The organism is Lysobacter sp. 22409 (assembly GCF_052045105.1).
GTDB lineage: Bacteria > Pseudomonadota > Gammaproteobacteria > Xanthomonadales > Xanthomonadaceae > Lysobacter > Lysobacter antibioticus_B.
Genome location: NZ_JBQEOE010000007.1, coordinates 94,837 through 106,808, shown reverse-complemented (window position 1 = coordinate 106,808; position 11,972 = coordinate 94,837). Strand labels below are relative to the sequence as shown.

Sequence of the window (11,972 nt, the reverse complement as noted above, 5' to 3'; positions counted from 1 at the left end):
CAGGCTATGATCTTTCCAGGACGAACCGGCTGAGCCGAGGAACATATGTCGATCAATTCCAAGGCCCGCCGCGACGCCAAGAAACGCAAGATCGCCAAGGCCCGCAACGCGCCCCTGCCCGGTCCGAGCATCGAGCCGCATGCCGAATTGCGCGACGCCCAGGGGCGTCTGCTCGGCGGCATCGTGCGCCGCGAAGGCGAGTGGACGCTCGGTCTCGGCGGCCGCATCGTCGGCGGTTCGGAAAGCGCGGCGCGGGTCCTCGCCCTGCTCGAACGCGCCGCATCGCTGCACCGCGGCGAAGGCCGCGAAGTCAGCCTGGGCTGTTCGGCCGCGCTGCGCACCGCGGCGCAGACCGAAGTCGCCGAACGCGGCTTGAGCTTCGAGGAGTTCCGGGTCGAACTGGAAAAAGAGCTCGCGGTCGAGCCGCAGCCCGGCCTTGGTGGCCTGCACGAAGCCAGCGAAGTCCGTCACTGACGGCCCGCCGCGGGGCCTGAGGCTCCGCACGATCACCCTGCGACGACGTCGCAACGGTTCTGCTGGGCGCATGTCGTCCCGGCTCGCCAACGCATGGACCTGAAAAGCGGCTACCCGTTCTGGCCGATCCGCAACGGCCTTATGCATGCGTTTCCGCGTTTGAGCGAAGACCTGCGCTGCGAAGTGGCGGTGATCGGCGGCGGCATCAGCGGCGCTCTGATCGCCGACGAACTGGCCGCGCACGGCCACGACGTCGCCGTCGTCGAACAACGCGACATCGGCTGGGGCAGCACCGCCGCGAGCACGGCCTTGCTGCAATACGAAATCGACACCCACCTGAGCGATCTGTGCCGGCAATACGGCGAAGACCAGGCCGCCCTCGCCTACCGCACCTGCGCCGAGGCGATTCCGGCCCTGCAGGCGATCGCGCGCGAACTGCGCGGCGTGGATTTCCAGCGCTGCTCCAGCCTGTATTTCGCCAGCAAGCCGGCGCATGTGCCGGTGCTGCGCAACGAGGCCGCGCTGCGCCAGCGCCACGGTCTGAAGCTGCGTTGGCTCGACGGGCAAGCACTGGCGCACGACTACGGGCTGAAAGCGCCGGGCGCGATCCTCAGCGCCTGCGCCGCGACGGTCGACCCGTATCGATTGACCTTACGGCTGTTGGCGCGCTTGCAACGACGCGGCGTCGGCGTGTACGACCGCACCCACATCGAGCATCTGCGCGCGACTTCGCGTTCGGTCGAACTGCGCACCGGCGAAGGCATACGGATCCGCGCCGAGCACGCTGTGATCGCCGCCGGTTACGCCGGACAGCACTGGATCGATCGGCGCCTGGCGCGCAATCGCAGCAGTTACGCCTTCGTTACCGATCCGCTCGAAGCCGGGCAATTGGGTCGACTCGACAAAACCCTGGTCTGGGAATCGGCGCGCCCCTACCTGTATCTGCGCGCCACCGGCGACGGCCGCCTGATCGTCGGCGGCTGCGACGATGCCGTCGATGTGCCGGCGCGGCGCGACCGCCGGGTCGAGTCGCGCGCACGCAAGCTGGTGCGCAAGATCGGCGAGCGCTTTCCCGGCCTGCAACTGCAACCGGCCTTCGCCTGGGCCGGTACCTTCGCCGAAACCGCCGACGGCCTGCCCTGGTTCGGTGCCCATCCGCAGTACGGCCGGCGCGTGCAGTTCGCCATGGCCTACGGCGGCAACGGCATCACCTACAGCATGATCGGCGCCGGGCTGTTGCGGGCCGCGATCGAACGCCGGCCGCATCCGCTGGCGCGGCTGTTCTCGTTCGAGCGAGCGGGCTGAGGCCAGGCCTTCGTCGGCCCCAGACAAAACGGGCCGCGATGCGGCCCGTTCTGGTAATGCGATGGTGCAAGCCGAGGCGGCGACCGCCGTCTCTCGTCTAGCCCATCAGGAACGCACCGGCACCAGGGTGATCTCGACGCGGCGGTTCTGGGCGCGGCCGGCATCGGTGTCGTTGCTGGCGATCGGTCGGGTCTTGCCGGCGCCGGTCAGGATGAAGCGATCGCGCACCAGGCCCTTCGACATCAGGTAGTTGCCGACGCTCGCGGCACGCTGCTCGGACAGACGCTGATTGACCGCGTCGCTGCCGATGCTGTCGGTGTGGCCGGCCACCTCGACGATGGTCTGGTTGTACTCGGTCAGCGTGCTGGCGACGTTGTCGAGCACCGAATAGAACTGCGGGTCGAGGCTGGCGCTGTTGAAGGCGAAGGTGATGTTGCTCGGCATGTTCAGGGTGATGTTGTCGCCCTGGCGGACCACGTCGACGCCGGTGCCGGCCATGCGGTCGCGCAGCGCGCGTTCCTGGCGGTCCTGGTAGTTGCCGATGGCGCCGCCGGCGAGGCCGCCGACACCGGCGCCGATCAGGGCGCGCTGGCGGCGTTCGGTGGCGTCGTCGCCGCTGAGCAGGCCGGCCGCGACGCCGGCGAGCGCGCCGATCAGGGCGCCCTTCTGGGTGCGGTTCATACCGCCCTGCTGTTCCGGCGGCGGGTTCTGACCCGGATACGGTTGCTGCTGACCGCCGTAGTAGCCGCCACCGCCGGTGGCGCAACCGGCGAGCAACACGGTCATGCTGGCAGCGGCCAGGGCGAGCTTGATTTGGGTGTTCATGGGAATTCCTCGTCTGTGTTGCTGGACCCAGACAAGCTAATCACGCCGCCGTCGCGGACGAGTGACGAGGGAGATCCACATTCAGGTCGCGGTCGGAGAGCGGTCCGCACACCGCAGACCGCTGCCGGTCGCTAGACCGTCAAAGCGCCGGCATCAGGGCGTCGGCGGCCTCGGCATTGAGGGTGACGTCCCAATTCCCCATCAGCGACAGGTACAGCAGCTTGTCGAATTCGCTGCCGAAACGCTGGATCACCGCATCCGGATCGGGGATCAGCTTGCCGTCGGCGATCAGGCCGAAATGCACGCGGCCGTTGTAGCTCAGGATCGAGATGCCGATGCCGATCGAGCCGGTCTGCGGCACCCAGAACATCATCTCGTCGAGACGACAGCCGGCCAGGTACAGCGGTTGCTGCGGGCCCGGCACATTGGTCGCCACCGCGGTGGCCTTACGGCTGAAAAGCTCCAGCGCCAAGCCCTGCACTTGCGCCGGCGCCATTCCGAGCGCGGCCAAAAGACCAAATGCAACAATGGCTTGGCGTGAATTCTTGAGGTTATTCATGCACTCGGCGACACGCTCGACCCGCCGAATCGGGTTGTCCTCGCCGACCGGCAGGTCGAGGAAGACCAGGCCGAAATGGTTGCCGAGCTTGCGCGCGTGTTCGAGCGGACGCAGGTTGACGGGCACGGTCGCGCGTAGGGTCAGCCCGTCGACGTTGTCGCCGCGCTCGATCATGTAGCTGCGCAGCGCGCCGGCCGCGGTCGCCATCAACACGTCGTTGACCGTGCAATCGCAGGCGCGTCCGACTGCCTTGACCTCTTCCAGGTCCAGCGGCTCGGCCCAGGCCACGCGCTTGCTGACGCCGAGCTTGCCGCGCAGCAGCGACGGCGGGTCGTCCGGCAGCGACAAGGCATGCAGCAATTCGCGGGCGATCTCGCCGCCCTCCTTCGCCAGCATCGCGGCGAGGGTCGGGTCGCGGTACATCTCCATGCTCTTCTCGACCACCTTGCTGCCGAGCTTCATGTAGCGGTCGACCGCGCCGACGCGGCGCGCGACTTCAACGCCGTCCTGCTTGAGCCAGGCGTGCGCGAGGTCGCTGCCCTTGGCCGGCTCGGCGGTGGTGTCGGTCAACGACAGCAGCACCTGGACCAGGGCGATGCCGTCGGCATAGCTGTGGTGGATGCGCGCGATCAGCGCCGAGCCGCCGTTGTAGCGCTCGACCAAGTGGAACTGCCAAAGCGGCCGGCTGCCGTCGAGCGGGCTCGACGCCAGCTGGCTGACGAAACGCTCCAGGCCGCGTTTGCCGCCGCGCCCCGGCAAGGCCGTGTGCTGGACGTGCCAGTCCAGGTCGAAGTCTTCGTCGGTCTGCCAATAGGCGCCCGCAGCGGTATCCACGGCCTTCTGGCTGAAACGCGTATAGGCCAGGAAGCGCTGCTTCACCACGCGCTTGAGGGCGTCCAGCGACATCGGCTCGGCGAACATCAGCACGCCGGTGATCATCATCGGATTGGTCGGCCGTTCCATTCGCAACCAGGCCGTGTCGACCCGCGACATCGCCTCGCGACGCGCGCGTTTGCGCGATGTTGCCCCCGCTTCTGCTTTGGCCATGCGCCCTCCCAAGCGTCAGCGTCGAGTGAATCACGCTGCCGCGAGCGGCGTCAACGCGAGCCGCGCCGAAGCGGGCGCTCGACGCGCCCGCCGAGCGCGGCTTGCGACGCCACGCACGCCGCAGCGCCCTCGCCTTCGTCCTACTCGCGCAACTTGCGGTAGGCCTCGAGCGCGTCGTCGCGGCCCGCCGCCAGGTCGACCAGCGGATGCGGCGGATAGTCGGGCGCGTGTTTGCGCAGCAAGGCCGCATCGTGCCAGGGCGCGAAGCGCAGCGGCACCGGCAGGCCGGCGAGCTCGGGCACCCAGCGTGCGATGTAATCGCCGTCGGGATCGAACTTCTCCGACTGGGTCACGGGATTGAACACGCGGAAATACGGCGCGGCATCGGCGCCGGTGCCGGCGACCCATTGCCAGCCGAGGCTGTTGTTGGCCAGGTCGGCGTCGACCAGGGTGTCCCAAAACCAGCGCGCACCGTGGCGCCAGTGATAGCGCAGGTGTTTGGTCAGATAGCTCGCCACGATCATGCGCACGCGGTTGTGCATCCAGCCGGTGGCCCACAGCTCGCGCATGCCGGCGTCGACGATCGGGATGCCGGTGCGGCCCTGCTGCCAGGCTTCCAGGCGCGGCTGCGCCACCCGCGCCCAGTCGAAATCGGCGAAGCGCGGATTGAAGTTCTGTTCGGGCGTTTCGGGAAAGTGATGCAACAGGTGATGGGCGAACTCGCGCCAACCCAGCTCGCGCACCGCCGAGTCGACGTCGCGGGCATTGCCGGCGTTGCGATGCTCGCGCAGCGCGCTGGCCACTCGCCACGGCGCGATCTCGCCGAAATGCAGATGCGGCGACAGCCGCGAGGTGCCGACCCGGTCGGGGCGGTCGCGTTGTTCGGTGTAGCCGCGCAAAGCGCCGTCAACGAAGGTCTCCAGCGCCGCCCGGGCGCCGGCCTCGCCCGGCGTCCAATGGTTCCAGAACGGTTCGGCCCAGTCGCGCTCCGGCGCCAGCTTGAGTGCGGCCAGCGGCACGCCGTCCGGCCCTTCGCGGGTGCTCGGCAGCGAGGCCGGCGGCTCCCACGAGGGCTCCTCCTTCCAGTTCGCCAGGGCCGAGCGCCAGTACGGGGTGAACACTTTGAACGGCCCGCCTTGCTTGGTCCGCAAGGTCCACGGCTCGAACATCAGCGCGCTGTTGAAGCTTTCGACTTCCAGGTCCATGCCGCGCAGGGTCTGCTTGATCTTGGTGTCGCGACGTTCGATGTGCGGTTCGTAGCGGCGGTTCCAGAACACCGCCTGGGCGTCGGTGGCGAGAATCAGCGACTGCAGCGTGGCCAGGCTGGGACCGAAGAAATGGCGCAGGTGCGAGCCGCGTTTACGCAGGTCGCGATCGAGCGCGGCGAGCGAGCGCTGCCGCCAGGCATCCGACGCCGCACCGGGACGCCAACTGGCGTGCTCGTCGGGGGCATGGATGTAGATCGGGATCGGGGTGTAACCGGCCTCCAGCGCGGCACGCAACGCAGGATGATCGGCCAGGCGCAAATCGTTGCGGAACCAGATCAGCGCGGTCGCGTTGGCGTCGGGCATTGCGGCAGCCGCAAGGTCGAGGAGGCGGCAGTATGCCGCGTCCCCCGGCGTCCGGAACGGACGGGGTTCATGCTCGAACCCCGTCCGTGCGATCCCCGCTTACTGGGACTGCAGTTCCGTGATCGCGGCCTGGGTCTGGACCAGGCCCCAGCCGGTGTTGTTGTCGCGGCCGGCCGCGTCCAGGTCGACCGCGGTGGTCGCCAGGGCGTCGCGGACCTGTTGCGCGGTCGCGGTCGGCTTGGCGCTCCACACCACCGCCGCCACGCCGGACACGTGCGGGGTCGCCATCGAGGTACCGCTCTTGTTCTCGTAGGCGACGTTGCTGACCGACGGGGTCGCATCGACGGTGGCGGTCTGCCCGGCCAGGGTGGCGATGATGGTTTCGCCGTCGGCCTTGCTGATGCCCACCGCCGGCAGCGTGCTGGTCACCGGCTGCGGCGGCGTGGCCGAGCTGTACAGACCGGCCTGCAGCGGGCCGTCGACGTTGTTGTAGACCACCATGGCCAGGCCGCGGCCGGTCTTCACCTTGGTCGCCTTGTCGGTGAAGGTGTTGGTGCCGCGCTGGCACAGCACGACTTTGTTGCGCCAGGTGTTCGACGAGGCCGTGCACTGGCCGCCGTTGACCCAACCGGCGCTGGCGGTGGTCTGCTTCGAACCGCTGATCGGGTTGGCGGCGAACTGGCTGTTGCCGACCACCAGCGGGTCGTTGGCCAGCGGCGTGGTGCTGTAGGTGTCCACGCCCGGCGCGGCGAGTTCGACTTCGCTGTTGAACTGCGAGAAATCGGCCTTGGCGTTGTTCTGGTCGATCGCCGCCACCGACACCACGCTCGGGTACGAAGCCGGGTAGCTCAGGGTCGCGTTGCCGTCGTTGCCGGCCGCGGCGATGCTCAGCACGCCGTTGTTGGCCAAGGTCTGGAAGGCGTTGCTCTCGGTGGTGGAGCTGCCGCCGCCGCCCAGGCTCATGTTGATGATCTTGGCGCCGGCCGCGGCGCAGCGGTTGGCCGCGTCGACCAGGGTCGAGCTGTAGGTCCACGAGCACTGGCCGTGGCTGCTGCCGTTGTAGCCGTTGCTGCCGAAGATCTTGACGATGTGCAGCGAGACCTTGCCCGGGCTGACGCCGACCACGCCGGTGCTGTTGTTGGCCGCGGCGATGGTGCCGGCGACGTGGGTGCCGTGCCCGCAGGTGTCGGTGTTCCAGCCGGTCGGATAACCCGTGATGGCGATGCCGGCGAAATCCTCGTGGCCCGAATTGATGCCCGAGTCGATCACGCAAACCTTGATGCCTTCGCCGGTGGCCGCGCCGGTGTCGATGACGCCGTCGCGATTGGCGTCCCATACGTCGCGGGCCTGGACCTGGTCGATACCGTAGGGAACGCTCTGCGCCATCGGATAGCGCGGCTGGTCGATCTCGACCGATTCGACGTCGGGGTTGTCGCGCAGGGCCTTGACCGCATCGGCCGACGGCAGGGTCAGCACCGCGGCATTGAGCTTGTCGAACTGGAAGTTGACCGTGGCGTCGCCGCCGTGGGCGGCGGCCAGCCGGGTACGCAACGCCTGCACCTTCTGCTGCACGTTGGCCTGGACCAGGCCGCGGTTGGCGGCGCCCGCGCCGGCACCGGACTTGAACTTGACCCAGACCCGGTTCGGGTTCGGACCTTCGGCATTGGCCATGCTCGAAGCGACCATCATCGCCAGGCCCAGACCCAGTGCGCTCACCAAATTGCGTTGCTTCATTCGTGACTCCCCGAGATAGATTGCGGCCCGGACGCGGTCCGGGCCGGTTAGCCGCGTGCGGTCTTGGCCGCGACGCTCCAGCGACGCTAGCGCGCTCGGGGATCGGCTGGGAATGGGAGGAATCGCCCAGATGAATCATAAATTTGTGATGTACATCACAAATTTATGCTGATGAATGCCGCTTTTTGCGGCCTGTAGGGAGGTCATCCCGTTTATGCGTTGCGCCTTTCGGAGCCCCCCGCGGGAGAGGGCTCGGCGGCCGATTCGCGGCCTCGCGACGCCAGCCGAGACCGGGACGACCAGCGCCCGCGAGCGGGCACCTGCGAGGCGGTCCTGCCCTGCCCTGGATCAGGGTCGCAGCCGCCGAGGCGCTCAGGCTTCGACGAAGCGTACCCGCCGGGTGATCGAGCAAGTCAACTCATAACCGATGGTGCCGCTGGCCTCGGCGATGCGTTCGACCGGCAGTTCCGGCCCCCACAACACCACCGGGTCGCCGACCTTGGCCTCGGGGACACCGCGCAGGTCGATCGTCATCAGGTCCATCGAGACCCGGCCGATGACCTGGGTGTCGTGGCCGGCAACCCGCACCGGCGTGCCCGAGGGCGCCGCACGCGGGTAACCGTCGCCGTAGCCGATCGCAGCTACGCCGACCAGCATGTCTTCGGGGCATTCCCAGGTCGCGGCGTAGCCGATGCGTTCGCCCTTGCCGACCCGGTTGACCGCGATCAGGCGCGTCGACAGGGTCATCGCCGGTCGCAGGCCGAAGTCGGCGCCGGTGCGCCCTTCCACCGCGCTGATGCCGTACAGCAGGCCGCCCGGCCGGATCCAATCGGCGTGGGCATCGGGCCAGCCGAGCACGGCCGCGGAATTGGCCAGCGAACGCGAACCCGGCAGGTCGGTAGTGGCCGCGGCGAAGGCCTGCAATTGCTGGCGCGTCTGCGGCTTGTCGAATTCGTCGGAGCTGGCGAAGTGATTCATCAGCACGATGCCCTCGGCCACGCTCGACGCCGCGGCCAGGCGCGCATGCGCCTCGCGCACGTCCTGCGGAGCGAAGCCGAGCCGGTGCATGCCGCTGTCGACCTTGAGCCAGCAACGGATCGGCTCGCCGGCAGCGGCCTGTTCGAGCATCTCGACCTGACTGATGTGATGGACCACGGTCTCGACGCCGAGCCGGCGCAGCTGCGGCAGGTCGTCGGCTTCGTCGAAGCCCGACAGCAACACGATCGGCTGCGACAGACCGGCCGCGCGCAGGCGGTCGGCGTCGGACAAGGCCGCCACGCCGAACGCATCGGCGCCTTCGAGCGCCCGCGCCACGCGCTCCAGACCATGGCCGTAGCCGTCGGCCTTGACCACCGCCATGACCCGGCTGTGCGGCGCCATGCTGCGCGCCTGGGCGAGGTTATGACGCAGCGCGTCGGTGTGGATGCTTGCGGAAGTCGGTCGTGCCATGCGCCTATTCTAGCGGGCGCCGATGCGCGCCAGAACGCTCGCATGCGAGTCGCCGCAACGATCCCGCGCAACCGACGCGAGCGGCAAAACCTCGCCCGAGAAAAAACCGCGCGGGGCGAACCCTGCGCGGCTTTGGGTCGAGACCGATCGAGTCGGACCGGTCAGGACGGACCGATCGGGTCGAAACCGATCGGTTCGGGGCCGACGCGGCTCAGTCGCAGCGGCGCTCGATCACGGTTTCCATCTTGTTCTGCTGGTTTTCCTGGATCTTGCGACCGGCGAAGGCGCCGCCGACCGCACCGGCCGCAGTCGCCAGCTTCTTGCCGCTGCCGCCGCCGACCTGGTTGCCCAGCAGGCCGCCCGCGACCGCACCGATGGCGGTGCCGGCGATCTTGTGTTGATCCTTGATCTGCTTCGGACGCTGCACTTCGACGTCGTAGCAACGCGGCTGGTGCGCCTTGGACTTGGACTTGGTCTGCGCGGTAGCCGCGCCGGTCACCATGACGCAGGACATCAGGGCGACGGCGATCGTGGATTTGAGCTTGGAGTTCATGGACTCACCGATAGGAATATGGACGGGATGCACGATGCGCCAGCATCCGTCACGACTGCGTCAACCCAGTCGCAACGCCGCTGCCGCGCATGTTCGCAAGGCTAACGTCGCGATGCTGAACGCGCGCAGGCATGCGTGCGTCTCGACACGGTCGTTCGACGAATCTGCGACGCGCTGCGCGTACGACGCGCATCGCGACTGCCGCGTCGATGCGCGATGCAGTGACGGCTTCGAATCGAGATACACAACGAGGTCGCTCGCCGGCGCATTCGCTCGCGCCGATGCCGTCGCCGATTCGATGCCGGCACAGTTGCGACCGGCCGTTTACGGAAGCCACGCTTGGCGGCCCCGCGAACGCTGCGTCGCCGCGCCAGCAGCCCAGCATTGGCTACCGAGCCCCTCGATCGCTGCCGTGATTCGCTCGGCTTGACACCATACGACACTTGTCGCATGTTTACGACATCTGACGCTGGGAGCCCTGCGATGATCCGCCCGTCGAATGCCGAACTGGAATTGCTGAAGTGCCTGTGGCGCGAAAACGCCTGCAGCGCACGCGAGTTGCACGAGCGCGTCGCGCCGCTGCTGGACTGGTCGTATTCGTCGACGCGCAAGACCCTCGAACGCATGGTCGACAAGGGCCTGGTCGAGGAAATCGGCGAGCACGGGCTCAACGTCTACCGGGCCGCGGTCGGCAAGGTCGCGGTGCTCGCCGCGCTGAGCAGCGACTTCGCCAAGCGCGTGCTCGAAATCGACGGGCCGCTGCCGACCCAGGCCTTCGCCGACAGCCGTCTGCTCAACGAAGACGAGATCGACCAGCTCGAAGCGATGCTGCGCGACGGCGAACCGGAGTCGCAGGCATGACCTTGCCCAACCTCGAATTCTGGTCGCTGCACCTGGGCGCCTGTCTGGCGACCGGCGCACTGGCCTGGGGCCTGGGGCTCGGCCTGCATCGCGCCCTGCGTCTGTCGCATGCATCGCGCGCTTACTGGCTCGGGGTATGGACGCTGGCGGCGTTGCCGACCGCCGCGGCACTCACCTTGCGTTGGCTCGGGCCGGAGACCTCGTCCTGGCCGATAACGCCCACCCTGCCGCTGCCGATGTTGAGCGATGGCGGCGCCTGGTCGGGCGTGGCCGGCGCGTCGTCGCCGGTCACGGCGGCCGCGACGACCGCGCTGCGCGATTGGCTCGAACCGTTGCTGGCCGCCTTGTATCTCAGCGGCGCGATCGTCGCCGCGCTGCGCTGGTGCTCGGGGCTGCGTGCGGTGCGCCGCATCGTCGCAGCTTCGCGTCCCTTCGACGGCACGCCCGGCGGCGCGCTCAACGACACTTCGATCGCCGTCGAATGCCGGCGCCTGGCCGAGGCCGGCATCGAGGTGCGCAGCATCGACGATGCGACGAGCCCGTTCGCGGTCCGCCTGCCGCGGCCGACCATCCTGGTCCCGGCCGCGTTGAGCGCGCAGATGAGCGATGAACAACTGCGCATGGTGCTGCGCCACGAGGCCGCCCATCTCGCCCGCCGCGACCCGCAGCGGGCCGCCGGGATGCGCCTGGTCCAGGTGCTGCTGTGGTTCGATCCCTTCCTGCGCCTGATCGCCCAACGCGTGCAGATCGCCGCCGAGCTGCGCTGCGACGCCGCGGCCATCGCCGACCGCGCCGACTGCCGCCGCAGCTATGCCCAGGCCTATCTGCAGACCTTGCGCCTGTCCGCCGGCGTGCCCTTGCCGGCCTCGGCCGCAGCGTTCTCGCGCAAGGACCCTGGCCATCACCGGCTGCGCATCGCCCACATGATCGAGGGCGACCGGCGTCGCCGCGTGCCCCCGGCTTTGCGCTGGGTGCTGGCGGCGACGGCGCTGGTCGCAGGCGCCGCGATCGCCTCGGTGCAGATCGCCGCGACGCCGGCAACGACCGCGCCAGCCGCCACGATCAGTCCGACGAGCGCTGCGGCCAAAGCAGTGGCCAAGCCGGCACCCGGCCCGGCCGTCGCCGCGACCGCAGCCGCGACCGCGGCCAGTGTGGAGATCGACTTCTCCTCGCCGATGCGCAAGCCGAAGATCAGCGGCCACTTCGGCGAAATCGGCCCGCCGCGCAGCAACCCGCATCGCGGCCTCGACTTCACCGCGGCACGCGGCACGCCGGTGCACGCGCCGGCCGCCGGCGTCGTGGTCGCGGCCACCGAACGCTACGACAACGCGCCGAACTACGGCACCGTGGTCGTGCTCGATCACGGCGGCGGCTGGCAGTCGCTGTACGCCCATCTCGAGGCTTACGACGTCCAGGTCGGCCAGCAAGTCGTGAGCGGAGAGCGCATCGGCCGCGTCGGCATCACCGGCAAGGTCACCGGCCCGCACGTCCACGTCGAGATGCTGCACAACGGCCAACGCGTCGACCCGGAGCCGCTGCTGCAATGAATCCGATGCCATCAGCCCGATGACTCCGTAGTCGTCTGCGGCGACGC

At 68.8% G+C, this 11,972-nt stretch carries 10 protein-coding genes; 4 read left to right on the top strand and 6 right to left on the bottom strand.

Going from position 1 to position 11,972, the window contains the following annotated elements:
• Positions 1-45: 45 nt before the first annotated feature.
• A complete protein-coding gene (locus ACTJJK_RS05835) occupies positions 46-474 on the top strand; it encodes a hypothetical protein (RefSeq protein ID WP_051885082.1) in 429 nt (142 codons plus the stop codon).
• A 93-nt stretch (positions 475-567) separates the two neighbouring features.
• On the top strand, positions 568-1,779 hold the full coding sequence (locus ACTJJK_RS05830; RefSeq protein WP_440729732.1) for an NAD(P)/FAD-dependent oxidoreductase: 1,212 nt from the start codon (positions 568-570) through the stop codon (positions 1,777-1,779).
• A gap of 105 nt (positions 1,780-1,884) precedes the next feature.
• Here ACTJJK_RS05830 and ACTJJK_RS05825 read toward each other — a convergent pair whose 3' ends face one another.
• From ACTJJK_RS05825 to ACTJJK_RS05800, 6 genes are all read right to left on the bottom strand, one after another.
• Positions 1,885-2,604, bottom strand: a complete 720-nt coding sequence (locus ACTJJK_RS05825) for an OmpA family protein (protein ID WP_031372459.1) — start codon at positions 2,602-2,604, stop codon at positions 1,885-1,887.
• Between the two features lie 139 nt (positions 2,605-2,743).
• A complete protein-coding gene (locus ACTJJK_RS05820; RefSeq protein WP_223621052.1) occupies positions 2,744-4,210 on the bottom strand; it encodes a WS/DGAT/MGAT family O-acyltransferase in 1,467 nt (488 codons plus the stop codon).
• Between the two features lie 140 nt (positions 4,211-4,350).
• Entirely contained in the window at positions 4,351-5,781 is a 1,431-nt protein-coding gene (locus ACTJJK_RS05815; protein WP_440729731.1) for a cryptochrome/photolyase family protein, read from the bottom strand.
• Between the two features lie 99 nt (positions 5,782-5,880).
• Positions 5,881-7,515, bottom strand: coding sequence for a S8 family serine peptidase (locus ACTJJK_RS05810; protein WP_036148835.1), 1,635 nt, complete (start codon positions 7,513-7,515; stop codon positions 5,881-5,883).
• A gap of 372 nt (positions 7,516-7,887) precedes the next feature.
• Positions 7,888-8,964, bottom strand: a complete 1,077-nt coding sequence (gene alr / locus ACTJJK_RS05805) for an alanine racemase (protein ID WP_031372463.1) — start codon at positions 8,962-8,964, stop codon at positions 7,888-7,890.
• A gap of 211 nt (positions 8,965-9,175) precedes the next feature.
• Positions 9,176-9,517, bottom strand: coding sequence for a glycine zipper 2TM domain-containing protein (locus ACTJJK_RS05800; RefSeq protein ID WP_031372464.1), 342 nt, complete (start codon positions 9,515-9,517; stop codon positions 9,176-9,178).
• Between the two features lie 483 nt (positions 9,518-10,000).
• On the opposite strand from ACTJJK_RS05800, the gene ACTJJK_RS05795 reads away from it, so the two are divergent.
• The gene (locus ACTJJK_RS05795) at positions 10,001-10,378 is read left to right on the top strand and encodes a BlaI/MecI/CopY family transcriptional regulator (RefSeq protein WP_031372465.1); all 378 of its coding nucleotides are present in this window, start codon (positions 10,001-10,003) and stop codon (positions 10,376-10,378) included.
• Positions 10,375-11,925, top strand: coding sequence for a M23/M56 family metallopeptidase (locus tag ACTJJK_RS05790; protein WP_440729730.1), 1,551 nt, complete (start codon positions 10,375-10,377; stop codon positions 11,923-11,925). The genes ACTJJK_RS05795 and ACTJJK_RS05790 overlap by 4 nt, the downstream gene beginning before the upstream one ends.
• The last annotated feature ends 47 nt before the right edge of the window (positions 11,926-11,972 follow it).